Origin of the sequence: Cryobacterium sp. TMB3-10 (assembly GCF_004402305.1) — a bacterium.
In the GTDB taxonomy this organism is placed as follows: domain Bacteria; phylum Actinomycetota; class Actinomycetes; order Actinomycetales; family Microbacteriaceae; genus Cryobacterium; species Cryobacterium zongtaii.
Map to the genome: position 1 here is coordinate 87,451 of NZ_SOGH01000025.1, position 16,516 is coordinate 103,966.

General features: G+C 68.1%; 16 protein-coding genes. 11 read left to right on the forward strand and 5 right to left on the reverse strand.

Features of this window, described 5'->3' with window-relative positions:
• The first annotated feature begins 60 nt into the window (after nt 1-60).
• Nucleotides 61-705, forward strand: a complete 645-nt coding sequence (locus E3T22_RS13820; RefSeq protein ID WP_134480933.1) for a hypothetical protein — start codon at nt 61-63, stop codon at nt 703-705.
• Here the strand turns inward: E3T22_RS13820 and E3T22_RS13825 are convergent.
• From E3T22_RS13825 to E3T22_RS13835, 3 genes are all read right to left on the reverse strand, one after another.
• Entirely contained in the window at nt 702-1,487 is a 786-nt protein-coding gene (locus E3T22_RS13825) for a glucosamine-6-phosphate deaminase (RefSeq protein WP_088457289.1), read from the reverse strand. The genes E3T22_RS13820 and E3T22_RS13825 overlap by 4 nt on opposite strands.
• Nucleotides 1,488-1,584: 97 nt before the next feature.
• Nucleotides 1,585-2,826 carry a PTS transporter subunit EIIC gene (locus E3T22_RS13830; protein ID WP_088457288.1) on the reverse strand — a complete coding sequence of 414 codons (1,242 nt, stop codon included), beginning with the start codon at nt 2,824-2,826 and terminating at the stop codon, nt 1,585-1,587.
• Between the two features lie 134 nt (nt 2,827-2,960).
• Nucleotides 2,961-3,704 carry a GntR family transcriptional regulator gene (locus E3T22_RS13835; RefSeq protein WP_088457287.1) on the reverse strand — a complete coding sequence of 248 codons (744 nt, stop codon included), beginning with the start codon at nt 3,702-3,704 and terminating at the stop codon, nt 2,961-2,963.
• Nucleotides 3,705-3,942: 238 nt separating this feature from the next.
• Between E3T22_RS13835 and E3T22_RS13840 the strand changes: the two genes are divergently transcribed.
• The 6 genes from E3T22_RS13840 (at nt 3,943) to E3T22_RS13865 (ending at nt 10,040) form a co-directional block, all read left to right on the forward strand.
• Nucleotides 3,943-4,176 (forward strand): glucose PTS transporter subunit EIIB, encoded by a 234-nt coding sequence (locus E3T22_RS13840; protein ID WP_088457286.1) that lies wholly within the window; start codon nt 3,943-3,945, stop codon nt 4,174-4,176.
• Nucleotides 4,173-4,646 (forward strand): PTS glucose transporter subunit IIA, encoded by a 474-nt coding sequence (locus E3T22_RS13845; protein ID WP_134480931.1) that lies wholly within the window; start codon nt 4,173-4,175, stop codon nt 4,644-4,646. The genes E3T22_RS13840 and E3T22_RS13845 overlap by 4 nt, the downstream gene beginning before the upstream one ends.
• A gap of 38 nt (nt 4,647-4,684) precedes the next feature.
• The gene (nagA, locus tag E3T22_RS13850) at nt 4,685-5,890 is read left to right on the forward strand and encodes an N-acetylglucosamine-6-phosphate deacetylase (protein WP_134480930.1); all 1,206 of its coding nucleotides are present in this window, start codon (nt 4,685-4,687) and stop codon (nt 5,888-5,890) included.
• Between the two features lie 96 nt (nt 5,891-5,986).
• Entirely contained in the window at nt 5,987-6,526 is a 540-nt protein-coding gene (locus tag E3T22_RS13855) for a pyridoxamine 5'-phosphate oxidase family protein (protein ID WP_134480929.1), read from the forward strand.
• Between the two features lie 128 nt (nt 6,527-6,654).
• Nucleotides 6,655-7,476 carry an ABC transporter ATP-binding protein gene (locus tag E3T22_RS13860; RefSeq protein ID WP_088457283.1) on the forward strand — a complete coding sequence of 274 codons (822 nt, stop codon included), beginning with the start codon at nt 6,655-6,657 and terminating at the stop codon, nt 7,474-7,476.
• On the forward strand, nt 7,473-10,040 hold the full coding sequence (locus tag E3T22_RS13865) for an ABC transporter permease (RefSeq protein ID WP_134480928.1): 2,568 nt from the start codon (nt 7,473-7,475) through the stop codon (nt 10,038-10,040). The genes E3T22_RS13860 and E3T22_RS13865 overlap by 4 nt, the downstream gene beginning before the upstream one ends.
• Before the next feature lie 90 nt (nt 10,041-10,130).
• Here the strand turns inward: E3T22_RS13865 and E3T22_RS13870 are convergent, their stop codons facing one another.
• The gene (locus E3T22_RS13870) at nt 10,131-10,754 is read right to left on the reverse strand and encodes a superoxide dismutase (protein ID WP_088457281.1); all 624 of its coding nucleotides are present in this window, start codon (nt 10,752-10,754) and stop codon (nt 10,131-10,133) included.
• Nucleotides 10,755-10,815: 61 nt separating this feature from the next.
• Here E3T22_RS13870 and soxR point away from each other — a divergent pair, with 61 nt between their 5' ends.
• Nucleotides 10,816-11,280: a redox-sensitive transcriptional activator SoxR gene (gene soxR / locus E3T22_RS13875; RefSeq protein ID WP_134407846.1), complete on the forward strand. Its 465-nt coding sequence runs from the start codon at nt 10,816-10,818 to the stop codon at nt 11,278-11,280.
• Between the two features lie 48 nt (nt 11,281-11,328).
• On the forward strand, nt 11,329-11,451 hold the full coding sequence (locus E3T22_RS13880; RefSeq protein ID WP_088457279.1) for a ribosomal protein bL36: 123 nt from the start codon (nt 11,329-11,331) through the stop codon (nt 11,449-11,451).
• 147 nt (nt 11,452-11,598) lie between these two features.
• Here E3T22_RS13880 and E3T22_RS13885 read toward each other — a convergent pair whose 3' ends face one another.
• Nucleotides 11,599-12,405, reverse strand: a complete 807-nt coding sequence (locus E3T22_RS13885) for an IclR family transcriptional regulator (RefSeq protein WP_088457278.1) — start codon at nt 12,403-12,405, stop codon at nt 11,599-11,601.
• Nucleotides 12,406-12,764: 359 nt separating this feature from the next.
• Here E3T22_RS13885 and E3T22_RS13890 point away from each other — a divergent pair, with 359 nt between their 5' ends.
• Nucleotides 12,765-15,071 carry a tagaturonate reductase gene (locus E3T22_RS13890; protein WP_166788757.1) on the forward strand — a complete coding sequence of 769 codons (2,307 nt, stop codon included), beginning with the start codon at nt 12,765-12,767 and terminating at the stop codon, nt 15,069-15,071.
• Between the two features lie 34 nt (nt 15,072-15,105).
• Nucleotides 15,106-16,491 carry a glucuronate isomerase gene (gene uxaC / locus E3T22_RS13895; protein ID WP_134480927.1) on the forward strand — a complete coding sequence of 462 codons (1,386 nt, stop codon included), beginning with the start codon at nt 15,106-15,108 and terminating at the stop codon, nt 16,489-16,491.
• The last annotated feature ends 25 nt before the right edge of the window (nt 16,492-16,516 follow it).

Here is a 16,516-nt window from a genome sequence, read left to right on the forward strand (position 1 = left end):
CGTAGCCGTGCCGCGGAGAAAATCTAGGGGCAGGGTCGGCGGCCAGGGCAGGATCGTGGCATGGAGATCGAGCTGGGGCCACTGTTTGTCGGCGGGCTGTTAGCCGGGTGGGGAGTGGCCGTGCCGCTCGGCGCCATCGGCGTGCTCCTGGTGCGGGAGGCTCTGGCCGTCGGCTTCGGTGCCGGGGCCATAGCCGCGCTGGCGGTGGCGTTGGTGGACGGACTCTATTGCGTCGCCGCACTGGCGATCGGTGCGGTCGCCGCCCCGGTTCTCGACTCCTGGGGAGCGGCGCCGGCCGTGGGCGCCGGGCTGATCCTCCTGCTGCTGGGAGCCCTTGGGCTGCGCCGCCGGCCCGCGGCGGCGCAGCCGCGGGACAAGCCGCCGCGACCGCCGTCGCCGGGCCGGGTCTTTGCGACGTTCGCCGGGCTCACCGCGATCAACCCGGCGACGCTGCTGTACTTCGGTGCACTGACCGCGGCGTTGCCGCCGTCCCTCGGCCTGGACAGCGCGCCGGCCGTGTTCGTGGCGGGTGCCGTGGCGGCTTCCCTGGGCTGGCAACTGGTTCTGGTGGCGGTGGGGGCCTTCGCCGGCGGCCGGATCGGCGTGCGGGGCCAGGCCGTGCTCAGCGCCTGCGGGTACGGCCTGGTGATGGTGCTCGGTGCGGCCGCCGTCGTCGCCGCGCTGCCGGGTCTGTCGGCCGGTTAGATGACCTGCCAGGCCGGCTTGTTCGCGTAGGTGTACCGGTAGTAGTCAAGGTTGGCCAGGCGGGAGGCCGCGGCCTCATCGACGAGCACGGTGACGTGCGGGTGCAGCTGGATGACGGAGCCCGGGCTGCTGGAGGTGACCGGACCCTCCACCGCCGCGGCAATGGCCTCGGCCTTCTCCTCGCCGAAAGCCAGCAGGATCAGGTGCCGTGCCCGGCGGATGGTGCCCAGGCCCTGGGTGATGCAGTGGACGGGAACATCGTCAGGGGAGCTGAAGAACCTGGCGTTGTCGATCCGGGTCTTCTCGGTGAGGGTCTTGACCCTGGTCAGCGAGGCGAACGAGGAGCCGGGCTCGTTGAAGCCCACGTGACCGGTGCGGCCGATGCCGAGGATCTGCACGTCGACGCCGCCGGCAGCGCGGATGGCGGCCTCGTACTCGCTGCCCGCGGACTCGAGGGTGGCCAGGTCGCCATTTGGCACCCGGATGTTGCCGGGGGTGAGACCCAGGGGCAGCACAGCGTCACGGGTGATGACGGCCCGGTAGCTCTCCGGGTGTCCGCTGGGCAGGCCCACGTACTCGTCGAGCGCGAAACCGCGCACCCGGCTCACGTCCAGCGGGTCGCTCCGCAGCGACTCGGCGAGGGCGCTGTACAGCGACATCGGCGTGGAGCCGGTGGCCAGGCCGAGGACGGCATCCGGTTTCTGGCTGATCAGTGCTCTGATCGATGCGGCGGCGATGATGCCGGCGTTGGTCTCGGATTCGAGGACGACTACTTCAGCCAAGGGATGCTCCAGGTGCGATTTGAAAATGGTGGATGGTGCGAGAAACGATGGTGCCGACCGGTGCCGCGAGCGCTGCTCGCGACACCGGCCGGGCGGGCTAGACCGCGGTCTTCGAGGTGGAGTCGGGGGCTCCCTCCTCCACGATGTCGTCGCCGCGGCCCGGCGTCTTCAGGTTCCAGCGGCGGATGACGAACCGGAACAGGAAGTAATAGAGCGCCGCGTAGGCCAACCCGATGGGGATAAGCAGCAGCGGTTTTTCGGCCAGGCCGAAGTTGAGGATGTAGTCGAACGCGCCGGCACTGAAGGTGAAGCCGTCGCGAATGCCCAGGAAGTTGACCAGGGCGAGCGAGGTGCCCGTAAGCACGGCGTGGATGGCGTAGAGCGGGAAGGCGACGAACATGAACGAGAATTCGAGCGGCTCGGTGACACCAGTGAGCATGGCGGTGAGGGCGCCGGAGAGCATGATGCCACCGACGATCTTCTTCTGCGACTTCTTGGCCTCGTGCCAGATGGCCAGGGCGCCGGCGGGGAGGGCGAACATCATGATCGGGAAGAACCCGGTCATGAAGGAGCCGGCCGTGGGATCGCCGGCGAAGAAGCGGTGCAGGTCGCCGGTGGCGCCGTTGTAATCGCCCAGTACGAACCACATCACGGAGTTGAGGATGTGGTGCAGGCCCACCGGGATGAGCAGCCGGTTGGAGGTGCCGTAGAGGAACCCGCCCCAGACGTCATTCGAGCTGACGAACGAGCCGAAGTTGGTCAGGCCGCCGCTGAACGCCGGGTAGAGGAAGCTGAGCAGGACACCGAGCACCAGGGCCACAACGGCGGTGACGATCGGTACGAACCGGCGTCCGCCGAAGAAGGCCAGATAGCTGGGCAGTTTGATGCGGTGGTATTTCTGCCACAGCACCGCGGAGACGACGCCCATGAGGACACCGGCGAGGACGTTGTAGTCAACCAGCACCTGTTCGGCGCCCTTGGCGGGCAGGCCCATGACGAAGGGCGACATGGCCTTGCCGACGTTCGTGAAAACGAGGTAGCCCACCACGGCGGCCAGGGCTGTTGAGCCATCCGCTTTCTTGGCGTAGCCAATCGCCACACCGAGCGCGAAGAGCAGCGCGAGGTTGTCGAACAGTGCGCCGCCGGCAGCTCCGATCACCGCAGCGCCGGTTTCGAAACCAGGGATGGCGCCCAACAGGTCGGGTTGGCCCAGACGCAGTAACAGGCCGGCGGCGGGCAGGGCTGCGATGGGCAGCATGAGGCTGCGACCGACGCGCTGGAGTTGGGCGAGGCCCGGGACTTTTCGTCCCGTTCCGGCATCAACGGTGGTGCTGGACATGGATTCCTCCTGTGGTGGTGCTCGTGGTGTGTCTTGTGGACGGGTGAATGGTGTGCGGTCAGAGGCTGCGGGAAGGCATGCTGGCGCTGCCGATGAGCTCGGCAGGCCACCCGGGTGGGGCGGAGCAGGCTGACTTACAGTTCGTGGTTGAGGTCGAGGGTCATGTGGATCTGGTAGCGGTCGCCCCGGTACCACGAGGTGACGTGTTCAACGGGGGTGGACCCCGCCGACGAGGTACGGAGGAAGACGAGAAGGGGAACGCCCACGTCGATGCCGAGTGGTTCGGCGAGTTCGGCATTCGCGGTCTCGGCCCACGCGGTCTGTTCGGCGTGGTCGATGCGCAGGCCGTACTCGGTGGCGAAGGTGGCGTAGAGCGAACGAGTGAGGTCCTGGCTGCCAAGGTCGGGCAGCAGGCCGGTGGGGTAGTAGCCGCGTTCGAAGGCCATCGGGATGCCGCCGGCGAGCCGAAGGCGCTCGACCTGCTGCACCTGCGCCCCGGCCCTCAGGCCCAGCGCCGCACGCACCTCGAGGGGCGCATCGATCAACCTGGACCCCATCACGACGGTGGCGGGCACCAGGCCGCGCCGGCGCATGTCTTCGGTGAACGAGGCGAGGTGCAGGTCGCTCTGCACGCGCTCGCCGGCGACGAAGGTGCCCTTGCCCTGGATTCGGTACAGCACGCCCTCGTCGACCAGTTGGCGGATCGCCTCCCGCACCGTTGACCGGCTCACGCCGTACTTGGTCATGAGCTTGCGCTCCGGCGGGATCGCGGCATGGGGTGCCAGGGTGGTCTCGACTCGTTCGAGCAGGATGGACCGCAACTGCACGTGCTTGGGCACGGCGCCGTTGGCGAGGACCGGGCCGTCGAGGTGTGTCACGACTTCATCACCTTTCCGGGGTGTTGGCATTCGGGGGAGCGGGCTTTCTGTGATCCAGCTGACAACCAACCGGACCACTTCCGCTTTGTGGTCCGTACTGGTACGGTCCAATTACTCGATAATGGAGGTGCGGCGGTCGGTTTGTCAAGGGCCGGCCCGCACAGGCGTCTCGCAGATGAGAGCCTCCTTGTCGACCGATCCATCCCACAGATCCGTATACATTTCCGAGGAGTAACTAATGAGTAGCAAGGCAGAGCAGATCCTGGCCGGCCTCGGCGGCGCCGACAACGTCGTCGACATCGAGGCGTGCATCACCCGGCTGCGCACCGAAGTGACCGACCCCACGCTGGTCGACGAACCCGCCCTCAAGGCCGCCGGTGCGCACGGTGTGTTCAGGTCCGGCACCATCGTGCAGGTCATCGTCGGCCCCGAGGCCGAGAACCTCGCCGACGACATCGAGGACCTCAGGTGAGCGTCGCCTCCGTGATCGTGCTCGCGCCCGTTCCGGGGCGGGCCGTGGAACTCGGTCTGGTGCCCGATCCCACCTTCGCCCAGGCGATCGTGGGCCCCGGCGGCGCGATCGATCCTCCCCGCGAGGTCGTCGACGCTATCGCCCCGATCAGCGGAAAGCTGCTCAAGGTATTCCCGCACGCCTATGTGATCGTGGCGCCGGAGGGTGTCGGGGTGCTCGTGCACCTCGGCATCGACACCGTGCAGCTCAAGGGCGCGGGGTTCACCCTGCGCGCCCAGCAGGGCGACACCGTCACCGCCGGTGACGTGATCGTCAGCTTCGACGTTCCCGCCATCGTCGCGAGCGGCCGCGACCCGATCGTGCCGGTGATCATCCTGGAGCGCCAGGTGGAGAACATCACCCTGGCCGACGCCGTGGCAGCAGGTCTTGAGCTCGCGGCCGGGGACACCTTCCTCACCGTTCGCGGCTGACCCCACAGCCGCGCCAACGAGAATTCTGGAGACCCGTCATGACACCGCTCACTTCCCGAACCGCCACTGCAGAGCCCGGGCACGCACCTGCGCTGCCGGGCGATGCCAGGCCGGGCACCGAGACGCCGCTGCTCCTCGTCGCCGGCACGGTGATCCTGCCCGACCGGGAGTACTCACCCGGCTGGGTCGAGGTGCGGGGCGGCCTGATCGTCGACTGCGGAGCCGGCGAACCACCCCGGCCCGCGGATGTCTCACTGCCGGCCGGGGTGCTCGCGCCGGGCTTCATCGACGCCCACAACCACGGTGGCGGTGGGGTCAGTTTCAACGATGCGGACACTCACGCCGTCGCCAGGCGTATCACGCAGACCCACCTGGACCACGGCACCACCACCATGATGGCCAGCCTGGTGACCGCGCCCATCGACGAGATGGAGCGCCTTGTTCGGGCGCTCGCCGAGCTGGTGCGCGACGGCCTGCTGGCCGGCATCCACCTGGAAGGCCCCTGGTTGAGCCCCGCGCACCGGGGTGCGCATGCCGAGCAGCTGTTGCTGCTGCCGGACCCGGCGGGTGTCGAGCGGCTGATGGGGGCCGGCGGCGGCGCGGTGCGCATGGTCACCATCGCCCCGGAACTGGAGGGCGGGCTGGCCGCCGTGGCGAGCATCGTGCAGCACGGCGCCGTGGCCGCCATCGGCCACACCGACGCGGACTACGACCTCACGCAGGCGGCGATCGCGGCCGGGGCCACCGCGGGCACCCATGTCTTCAACGCCATGCGGCCGCTGCATCACCGCGAGCCGGGCGCCGCTCTGGCGCTGCTCGACGACCCCGCGGTGTTCGCCGAGCTGGTCGCCGACGGGGTGCACCTGCACCCGGCCGTCGTACGCCTGATCACCGAGAGTCCCGCCCGCCCGGTTTTCGTGACGGATGCCATGGCCGCGGCCGGCGCCGCTGACGGCGACTACAAACTGGGCGCCCTGGATGTGCGGGTGGTGGACGGCCAGGCGCGGCTGGTCGACGGCACCATCGCCGGCAGCGTGCTGACGCTGAGCCACGCGGTGCGGTACGCCGTGCTGACCGCCGGAGTGCCGCTGCCGATCGCCATCCGGGCCGCCACCCAGAACCCCGCCGACCTGCTCGCTCTCACCGACCGCGGCCGGATCGCGCCGGACCTCCGCGCCGACCTGGTGCTGCTCGACGCCGACCTGCACGTGCACGCGACCCTCCTCGAGGGCGCCTGGGTTTAGGCGCGCGGGACTCGCGAACCGTGCGTCAAGCCCCAGAATTCTCGAGTTTTCGGTGCTTTGCTCACGGCCCGCCGGCGGATGGGTAGGCTCGCGAACGTGAGTGACACCTTGAGAGCGCGGCTGCGGGCCCTGCCCGACTTCCCCGACGACCTGCCCGCATTCGACCCGGCCACCGCCCCGGCCGACCCGGTGGAGCTGTTCCTCAGCTGGTTCGAGGCGGCGCTCGCCGCCGGGGTGCGTCAGCCGCACGCGTTCAGCCTCGCCACCGTCGGGGCCAGCGCCGGCTCCGGTGCCGGGGCGCCGTCGTCGCGGATGCTCATCCTCAAAGACCTCGACGACGACGGATGGCAGTTCGCCACCGCACGCACCTCCCGCAAGGGCCGCGAGCTGGCGGCCAACCCGCAGGCGGCGATGAACTTCTACTGGTCCCAGCTCGGCCGCCAGGTGCGACTGGTCGGCCCGGTCGTCGAGCTCTCTGCCGACGCATCCGCCCGGGACTGGGCCGCACGCCCGGCCGCCGATGCGGCACCGAACCCGGCCTGGCAGCTCTACGCGCTGCGCCCCACCGAGATCGAGTTCTGGCAGGCCAGCGCCGACCGCCGGCACATCCGCCATCGCTACGACCTTCCTGGCTAGCCCGCGAGCGGCGCTCAGGGTTCGCTCAGGGTCGAGTCAGGGTTCGTCCCGATGCCGCGATGCGAAGAGAAGGGCAACACTGGGGATCGACCCCAGCGCGCCCGCGCTCCGACCGTGAAGGACCGTACATGACCGCCCATACGCTCACCTCGAACCACCCTGCGCGCTCGCTCACCGCACCGCCGGCATCCGTGATCGCGTACGCCAGGGGCCTGGTCAAGACCTACGGCACCGGCGAGACCGAGGTGCGCGCCCTGGACGGCATCGACGTGGACTTCGCCCGGGGCGAACTGACCGCGATCATGGGCCCGTCGGGGTCGGGGAAGTCGTCGCTGATGCACTGCATGGCGGGGTTGGACACCGTCACCGCCGGCACCGTGATCGTAGACGAGATGAACGTGGGACGCATGTCGCAGCGGCAGCTGACGGCGCTTCGCCGCACCCGGCTCGGCTTCATCTTCCAATCGTTCAACCTGATTCCCACCCTCACCGCCGCCGAGAACATCACCCTGCCGCTGGACATCGCCCGGCGCCCGGTGGACCGGGCGCATCTCGCCGCGATCGTCGCGGCGGTCGGGCTCGAGGACCGCCTGCACCACCGACCCAGCGAACTTTCCGGCGGCCAGCAGCAGCGGGTGGCCTGCGCCCGAGCCCTGGTGGCCCGGCCGGCCGTGGTGTTCGCCGACGAGCCCACCGGCAACCTCGACTCGAAATCAGCCGGTGACCTGTTGCGGTTCCTGCGCGGGTCGGTCGACGACCTCGGTCAGACGGTCGTGATGGTGACCCACGACGCCCGGGCGGCGGCCTACGCCCACCGGGTCCTGTTCCTCGCCGACGGCCGACTCGTGCAGGAACTCACCGACCCCACCCAGGCGTCGGTGCTCGACGTCATGCGGTCGATGGGCGACGAGACCGAGACCGAGCACGAGCACGACGGCGCCCGGCGATGACCCGGGTCGCGTTGCGCGGCATCCGCGCCCACCTGGTGCGCTTTCTGTTGTCGCTGCTGGCGGTGACCCTCGGGGTCGCCTTCGTGGCGGGCACCCTGTCGCTTCGCACCATGATGGGCTCCACCTTCTCCGGCATCGTGGCCAGCTCGATGCAAGCGGATGTCTACGTGCGCGGCAGCGAGCCCGCCGCCAGTGCCGCCCAGGCCGGCAGCTCGGCCGGTGACGTGCGCGAGGCCATCCCGGCCGATCTCGCCCGGACCCTCAACACCGTCGACGGTGTGCGGCATGCCCTGCCGGCGGTCTCCGGGCCCATCGTGCTCGTCGGCGCCGACGGCACGGCCGTGGTGAGCTCGCAGGCCCCCACCTTCGGGATGGCTCTCCACCCCGACGACGACACCCTCGACATCGTCGCCGGGCGTTCACCCGTCGGCGCTGGGGAGATCGCGCTGGAATCGGCGACCCTCGAGTCGTCGGGCCTGACCGTTGGCGACGAGACCTCGGTGGTGCTCGCCGGTGAGGTCCAGGCCGTGTCGGTCGTGGGAGAGGTGTCGCTCGGGGCGCCGATGGCCGGCGCCACCATCGTCTTCCTCGACGTCGCCACCTCCAACGCCGTCTATGCGCCCGACGGCCTGGTGGCGAGTATCGACGTCTACGGGGACACCGGGGTGGACGAGCAGATCCTGGTCGAGAGGGTCGGCGCGGCCCTGGCCGCCGCCGATGCGGCCGGCGTCGAGACCGTCACCGGCACCGCTATGCGCACCGAGGCCACGGCAGACATCAACGACATGCTCGGCTTCGTGCAGACGTTCATGCTGGTGTTCGCCGGGATCTCCCTGTTCGTGGGCGCGTTCATCATCTCCAATACCTTCGCGATGTCGGTGCAGCAGCGGATGCGCGAGTTCGCGCTCCTGCGCGCCGTCGGCGCCTCGCCCGGTCAGGTGTTCGCCTCCATCCTCATCCAGGCCGCGGTGGTGGGCCTGGTCGGCTCCGCGCTCGGCATTGCCGCCGGCCTCGGCCTGGTATCGCTCGTGCGGATGGCGGTCGCCCAGATCGGCATGAACCTGTCCGGCAGCATCCCGCTCGACCCCGCCACCGTGGTGATCTCGCTACTGGTGGGCACCCTGGTGAGCATCGCGGCGGCGGCGCTGCCGGCCCGCCGGGCGGCGCTCACCCCTCCGGTGGAGGCCATGCGCGAGGCCGGCGGCGCCAGGTCCAGGTCGCTTCGGCTGCGGTCCATCGTCGGATCCGTTCTCACCGTCGCCGGCCTGGCCGGCCTGGTCGCCGCCTGGTCCAGGCCCGACCCCGACGGTCCGGCACTGCTGGGCCTCGGTGCCGCCGGTGTGGTGGTCGGGGTGCTGGTCCTGGCCCCGGTGATCGCCCGGTATTCGCTGAGCGCTATGGCCGCGGTCTTCGTCGTGGCGGTCAAACCGCTGGGCCGGCTGGCCCGCGGCAACGTGATCCGCAACCCGCGCCGCACCGCGAACACCGCGGGGGCGCTCATGATCGGCATGGCCCTGGTGGGCGCGGCCTCGGTGCTCGCCGCGTCGGCGACGGTCTCGACCCGAGCGATCGTGGACGACGGCTGGATCGCGGACTTCTCGGTGCAGTCTGCCGCAGGGGTGGTGCCGACGGGTGTGGTGGCTGACCTGCGAGCCCTGGACACAGTGGACTCCGTCGACGAGCTGCGCTACGGCCCGGCGATGCTGGCCCCCGCAGCTGGTGGCACCGTTGCCGAGCGGTCCATCATCGTGGTGGCGCTGCCGCCCGCCGCGCTCGGCCACACCCTCGACTTCGACGCCGTCGAGGGCACGCTGGCGGGCTTCGCGGCGGGGCAGCTTGCCGTTCAGCGCAGCGTGGCCGACGACCGCGGGTGGACCGTGGGCGACGACGTGACCTTCACGACGGCGGCCGGCGAGGCATCCGCTCCGATCGGCGCCATTGTCGACACCGCCGTGATCGGCGCGCCGATCATCATGCCCGACGACGCCTTCGAACGCATCGTGCCGTCGTCGCAGATCGCGATCGATTCGTTGCTGATCACCTCGGCCGCGTCCGCCACGCCGACGGAGGTGCGCGACGACCTGACCGGGGCGGCCGCGCCTTACGTCGTGCTCTCGGTGCTCGACAAGGAGGAGTTCGCCGGCCAGCTGGCCGGGCAGGTCGACCAGATCCTCGGCATCCTCTACGCGATGCTGGCGCTGTCGATCATCATCGCGATCCTCGGCATCGTGAACACCCTGGCGCTGTCGGTGATCGAGCGCACCCGGGAGATCGGGCTCATGCGCGCGGTGGGGCTGGGGCGGATGCAACTGGCCGGGATCATCACCATCGAATCGATCCTCACGGCCCTGTTCGGCACCGTCCTGGGCATGGCCGTCGGGGTGGGCATTGCGTCGCTGATGCCCGCGGTGTTCACCGGGATCGGGCTCACCGAGCTCGCCATCCCCTGGGGCCAGCTCGCGTCGATGCTCGGGGTTGCCGCCCTGGTCGGCGTGCTGGCAGCGCTCTGGCCGGCGATCCATGCGGCGCGGTTGCCCGTGCTGCAGGCCGTGTCGGCGGACTGACCGCGTCAGACGCAGGCAAGCCGTGAGCTAAGCCCCAAAAACCTCAGGTTTTTGGGGCTTTTCTCACGGCTCGCCAGAGGGGCGCCGGGGTTACAGCGTGATCAAGCCCGAGGTGGTGTCGCGCGCCTTGGTGAAGCGGGCGGAGACGTTCTCCCAATCGGTGACGGTCCAGAACGCCTTGACGTAGTCGGCGCGCACGTTCTGGTAGTCGAGGTAGTAGGCGTGCTCCCAGACGTCGAGCATGAGCAACGGGACGATGCCGGCGGGCAGGTTGCCCTGCTGGTCATAGAGCTGCACGATGATGGGCTGCTGACCCAGGGTGTCCCAGGCGAGGATCGACCAGCCGGAGCCCTGAACGCCCATGGCCACGGCGGTGAAGTGAGCCTGGAACTTCTCGAACGAACCGAAGGTGTCGTCGATCGCGGCAGCGAGCTCGCCGGTGGGCTTGTCGCCACCGTCCGGGGACATGTTGGTCCAGAAGATGGAGTGGTTGACGTGGCCGCCGAGGTTGAAGGAAAGGTCCTTCTGAAGCTTGTTGACGAAGGTGAGGTTGCCTGATTCGCGGGCCTCAGCGAGCTGGTCGAGTGCGGCGTTGGCGCCGGTCACATAGGCCTGGTGGTGCTTGCTGTGGTGGAGCTCCATAATGCGCCCGCTGATGGCGGGTTCGAGGGCGGCATAGTCATAGGTCAGCGTGGGAAGCGTATATGCGGTCATTTGTTTACGATATCGTCTCAAGTGCACTTGAGATCAAGGAGAAGGCCCACTGTCAGAGCACTTGTCCAGCAAGGATCTCCTGCCGATCGGGCAGATTGCCGCCCGCGCCGGAGTCCCGGTCTCCACCGTGCGCTACTACGAAACGCTGGGGCTGATCCCCGCGCTGCGCTCCAGCGGCAACGTGCGCCTCTTCCCGCGGCACGTGCTGAGGCGCATCGCCCTCATCCAGGTTTCGGTGCGCTACGGGATCTCGCTGGCCGAGGTCGCCGTGATCCTCAAGGACCTGCCGGACAGCCGCCCACCGAGCCGGGCCGAGTGGGGCACCATTTCCGCCACCTGGGGGGAGCACCTGGCCAGGCAGCAAGCCGTGCTCGAGCGGATGCAGGCCGAACTCACCGGCTGCATCGGCTGCGGTTGCCTGTCGCAAACCCGGTGCGCCGTCGTGAACTCCGATGACCGCCTGCGCACAGACGGTGCCGGCCCACGCCGGGTGCTCGACGCGCCGAAGGCCGCCGGAGCGGAATAATTTCGGCCGTTGTGTGTTGCTTTGGGTAACCGACGGAAGGGAGCCAGGATGAAGGTGCGTAACTCACTGGGTTCGATGAAGAAGATGCAGGGTTCACAGACGGTGCGGCGCCATGGGCGCACATTCGTCATCAACAAGTTGAACCCCCGATTCAAGGCTCGCCAGGGTTAGTCCCGTCGACTGCGGTGCGCGGGTCCGGCCGATCCGTGCAACCGCTCGAGTGGCGAGTTGGCATTTCCAGCCCATGACGAATGACCCCGGCAGCGCCGGGGTCATTCTGCGTATCCTGCCGGCGCGAGGCTGACCGGCGCCGGTTGCCTAGAGCAGGGTCATCACGTCGCGGGCCGCCGTCATCAGCAGCGGAGCATAGGACTCGAGCGTCTCCCTGGCTACCAGGGGGGCGATGGTCGTGATGCCGATGCCGCCGATGAGGTGCTGCTGGGTGTCGAACACCGGCACCGCCATGCAGCGGATGTGCTCCTCGTTTTCCTGGTCGTCGATGGAGAAGCCGCGGTTGCGCACCAGCGCACCGTCGGCGAGCAGGTCGGCGACGGTTGTGATGGTGAACGCGGTGCGGGAGTGCAACCCGGTGCGGGTCGCGTAATTGCGCACCTCGCTCTCGGGGAGGTGGGCCAGGATCGACTTGCCGATCGCCGTCGAATGCAGCGGAATCTGGCCGCCGACCCGCGAAGCGATCTGGATCGGCTGGGCGGTGTCCTCGATCTTCTCCACGTAGGTGGCGAAGTCCCCGGTGCGCAGCGCGAAGTGGATGGTGCTGCGCACGTCGGTCTGCAGCTGCCGGAGCCTGGCTCCCACCAGGTCGGAGTCGTTGGGGCCGGCGGTGAGCTTGAGCGCGAGGAGGCGCAGCGAGCGACCGGGCGCGTAGCTGCCGTCGGGGCGACGGGTGACGTACCCGCTGTCGATCAGCTCGCTCAGCAAGCGGAAGACGCTGGTCTTGGCCAGGCCGGTTTCCTTCACCAGGTCGCTGAGCCGGTGGGAGTCACCCGGGTTGGACACGGCCTCAAGCACCCGCAGGAGCTTCTGTGCCGCATTGTCCTTGGCCCGGTTGCCCAGCCCGTCGAGCTCAGGCGCGGTCGTGGCCTCGATCTCGTTCGCCACCGTCATGTGTCCCACCTCTGTTCTGAAGTTCTGCCCTGCGGACCATTTAACCACGGTTGCGGAATCTCGGTGGCATCCCGCCGCGCTCCGAGCCGGATTCGATGCCGTCAGACCCTTGACAACGCGACAAACGCCTGCTTCAGACGCGTCGTTCCGGTCTGACGTCGATTCCTCGGCCGCCCAAGTTGCGAAAAGGAATCGCACGGGGTTATGTTGAGTTCACGTGACGGACTCATGTTCCATCACGCGGAACAGATTCAGAATAGATCTGGCTGATTCTCACAGTGGAGGAACTCATGCAGGGAACTGCGCACGAACCTGGGTCGGCAAGCGAGAGTGCTCTCCCGCTGCCGAGCGGCATCCGAATGGTGACAGGGGCAGGCTCGTTGCCGGCCGTTGAAGTCGCTCTTCCTGCGGCCACCGCGCTGGTCTACCTGCACGGCGCACACGTCGCCCAGTGGACCCCCACCGGCCAGAAACCGGTGCTGTGGATGAGTGAACACAGCGCATACTCGTCCTCCGCTGCCCTTCGCGGCGGCATTCCGGTGTGCTTCCCCTGGTTCGGCCCGAATCCCACCGACGCCACGGCACCCAACCACGGTTGGGCACGCATTTCGCCCTGGACCCTCACCGCTGCAGCCATCGTCGGCCCCGATGCCGTGCTCACCTTCGACCTGGTCGGTACTCAGCCCGATGAGGACGGCACTGCCCAGCCGGTGTCGATGCGATACACCGTTACCATCGGCGCCCAGCTCACCCTCGAGCTCGTGGTTCTCAACGAGGGAACCGCCACGGTTTCGGTGGAGACCGCACTCCACACCTATTTCGCCGTCGGCGACGCCCGCACGACTCAGCTCCTCGGGCTCACTGACCTGCCCTACCTCGACCGCAGCGTCACCCCGGCCGTCACGTCGAGTTCGGCCCTGCCCGTCTCCATCGTCGGCGCCGAGATCGACCGGATCTACCCGATGCCCCGCACCGTCACCATCGACGACGTCACCAATGCACGCACAATAACGGTCGGCGACACCGATGCCGCCCAGACCGTCGTCTGGAACCCCGGCACCGTCAAGGCCGCCGCGATGGGCGACTACGGCGACGACGAATGGACCGAGACCGTCTGCGTCGAGGCCTGCAACGTGCGCGACCAGGCCGCCATCCTCGCCCCGGGCCAGAGCACCAGCATGAGCGTCGGCATCGCTGTCGCACCCCACCCGCAACACACCGAACAGCACCACGAAGGACAGCTCGTCATGGAACGACTCACCAGCGCCATCCACCCGGTTCAGACCCTGCCCACCCGCGCCATCCAGTTCGGCGAGGGCAACTTCCTGCGCGGATTCGTGGACTGGCAGCTCCAGCAGATGAACAAGCAGGGGCTGTTCAACGGTGGCGTCAAGATCGTGCAGCCCCTGGCCGGCGGCCTCGTCGCCATGCTCGACGAGCAGGACGGCCTGTACACGGTGCTGCTGGAAGGCAAGCAGGACGGCGAAGAAGTGCAGTCCCACGAGGTGATCACTCTGGTCAACGGCACCGTCAACCCGTACACCGACTACGAGGCCTACCTCGCCCTCGCCGAAGACGACGACATCGAGTTCATCTTCTCCAACACCACCGAGTCCGGCATTGTCTACAACGCAGAAGACAAGCTGGCCGACACGCCCCACGCCAGCTTCCCCGGCAAGCTCACCGCGCTCTTGTTCCGCCGGTTCGAGCTCGGCAAGAAGGGCTTTCAGCTGATTCCGTGCGAGCTCATCGAGCGCAACGGCGACAAACTCAAGGAAACTGTTCTCGCAACCGCCGCGAACTGGGGCCTCAGCGCCGACTTCATTCAGTGGGTCAACACCGACAACACCTTCTACTCCAGCCTGGTCGACCGGATCGTCCCCGGCTACCCCAAGGACCGCGCCGAGGAACTCTGCGCCGAGTTCGGCTTCGAAGACCGCCTCATCGTCAAGGCCGAACCGTTCCTGCTCTGGGTCATCGAGGGCCCGCAGTCACTCACCGAGAGCCTGCCGCTGGCCCGGGCCGGCCTCAACGTAACCGTGACCGACGACATGACCCCGTACCGCGAACGCAAGGTGTTCCTGCTCAACGCCCCGCACACCACGATGGCCTCCCTCGCCCGCCTCGCCGGCGTTGAGACCGTGCGCGACGTGATGCTCGATGCCGACTTCGGCCCGCTCGTCGAAGCGGTGATGTACGAGGAGATCATGCCCGTGCTCGACCTACCGCACGACGAACTCGCGGCGTACGCCGAGTCGGTGAAGGAGCGCTTCGAGAACCCGTTCATGCACCACGAGCTCTCCGCAATCGCCCTGAACAGCGCCTCCAAGTTCAAGAGCCGCCTGCTGCCGGTCCTCACCGGCTTCCACACCAAGAACGGCACCTTCCCGCCCCGAGTCACGCTCGCGCTTTCCGCCATCCTGCTCGCCTACAGCGGCGACCCAGCCGTCACGATCACCCCGGTCGACAGCGCTGAGACCATCGCGGCCTTCCACGCCGCCTACGCCACGGATGCTTACGTCGCTACGATCCTGGCCGACACCACCCTGTGGGGCACCGACCTCACCGAGCTCGACGGCCTCGTCGACCAGGTCGCTGCCGGCCTCGACGCCCTGCGCGACCGCGGCGTGCGCGCCACCATCGCCGACCTCGCCGTCCGCGCCTAACCCCCGACCGACCCCAGACAAAGGACCGCAGATCATGCTCCTCAACGACGACTTCCTGCTCGGCACCGACATGGCGAAGAAGCTGTTTCACAATCACGCCAAGCACATGCCGATCATCGATTTCCACTGCCATCTGAACCCCCAGGAGATCTACGAAGACCAGAACTTCGCCAGCATCACCGAGGTGTGGTTGAAAGGCGACCATTACAAATGGCGCCTGATGCGTGCCAACGGCGTGCCGGAGAACCTCATCACCGGCGACGGCGACGACTTCGACAAGTTCTACGCGTGGGCCGGTACCGTCGAAAAGGCTCTCGGCAACCCGCTCTACGTGTGGACCCACCTCGAACTCAAGCGCTTTTTCAACATCGACCTGGTCCTTAGCCGCGAAACCGCCCGCGAGGTCTACGACCGCGCCAACGCCCTGCTGGCCACGGCCGGGTTCTCCCGCCGCAGCCTGATCCGGTCCAGCAACGTCACGACCATCTGCACCACGGATGACCCCGCAGACGACCTGCACTTCCACGAACTGCTCCAGAGCGAGACGGCCTTCACCGTTGTCCCCGCGTTCCGCCCGGACAAGGCCATGAACATCCACGCCGCCGGTTACGTGGACTACCTGGTCACCCTCGGCACGGCCGCCGGGGTCAAGATCGGCTCCTTCGCCGACATCGTCGACGCCCTGTCGGCCCGGGTCGACTTCTTCCACTCCATGGGCGCCCGGCTCTCCGACCACGCCCTGGACACCGTCGTATATGCGGAGTCGACCGAAGCCGAGCTCGACGTCATCGTCACGACGGCCATGACCGGCGGCACGCTCACCGACCTCGGCATCGCCCAGTACCGCACCGCGGTGCTCAAGGCGCTGATGCGCATGTACCACCGCAAGAACTGGACCATGCAGCTGCACCTGCACGCCCTGCGCAACACCAACACCGTGATGCTGGGCAAGCTCGGCCCGGACACCGGCTACGACGGCCTCAACGACCGAAGCGTCGCCGAGCCGCTCGCCGCGTTGTTCGACTCGATGGAACTCGAAGACGCCATCCCGCGCACGATGCTCTACTCCCTCAACCCCAACGACTACATGCCGCTCGTCACCCTGATGGGCGCCTACCAGAAGGACACCGTTCAGAAGATGCAGCTGGGCAGCGCCTGGTGGCACAACGACACCCGCAACGGCATGCGGCTGCAGCTGTCCACCTTCGCCGACGAGAGCCTGCTCTCCAACTTCGTCGGCATGCTCACCGACTCCCGCAGCTTTCTGTCCTACCCGCGGCACGAGTACTTCCGCCGCATCCTCTGCGAGCTGATTGGCGAATGGGTCGAACTCGGCGAGGTCCCCGACGACGAGGCCATCCTCGGCCGGATGGTCGAAGACATCTGCTTCAACAACGCGAACAACTACTTCGGTCTGTAACCAGGCCACTGCCCGATATCCGTTC

Coding starts and splice junctions, on each gene's coding strand:
- uxaC (WP_134480927.1), top strand. CDS start 15,106: ATGCTCCTCAACGACGACTTCCTGCTCGGCACCGACATGGCGAAGAAG.
- E3T22_RS13885 (WP_088457278.1), bottom strand. CDS start 12,405: ATGACGGTGGCGAACGAGATCGAGGCCACGACCGCGCCTGAGCTCGAC.
- nagA (WP_134480930.1), top strand. CDS start 4,685: ATGACACCGCTCACTTCCCGAACCGCCACTGCAGAGCCCGGGCACGCA.
- E3T22_RS13890 (WP_166788757.1), top strand. CDS start 12,765: ATGGTGACAGGGGCAGGCTCGTTGCCGGCCGTTGAAGTCGCTCTTCCT.
- E3T22_RS13830 (WP_088457288.1), bottom strand. CDS start 2,826: ATGTCCAGCACCACCGTTGATGCCGGAACGGGACGAAAAGTCCCGGGC.
- E3T22_RS13880 (WP_088457279.1), top strand. CDS start 11,329: ATGAAGGTGCGTAACTCACTGGGTTCGATGAAGAAGATGCAGGGTTCA.
- E3T22_RS13860 (WP_088457283.1), top strand. CDS start 6,655: ATGACCGCCCATACGCTCACCTCGAACCACCCTGCGCGCTCGCTCACC.
- E3T22_RS13820 (WP_134480933.1), top strand. CDS start 61: ATGGAGATCGAGCTGGGGCCACTGTTTGTCGGCGGGCTGTTAGCCGGG.
- E3T22_RS13865 (WP_134480928.1), top strand. CDS start 7,473: ATGACCCGGGTCGCGTTGCGCGGCATCCGCGCCCACCTGGTGCGCTTT.
- E3T22_RS13840 (WP_088457286.1), top strand. CDS start 3,943: ATGAGTAGCAAGGCAGAGCAGATCCTGGCCGGCCTCGGCGGCGCCGAC.
- E3T22_RS13870 (WP_088457281.1), bottom strand. CDS start 10,754: ATGACCGCATATACGCTTCCCACGCTGACCTATGACTATGCCGCCCTC.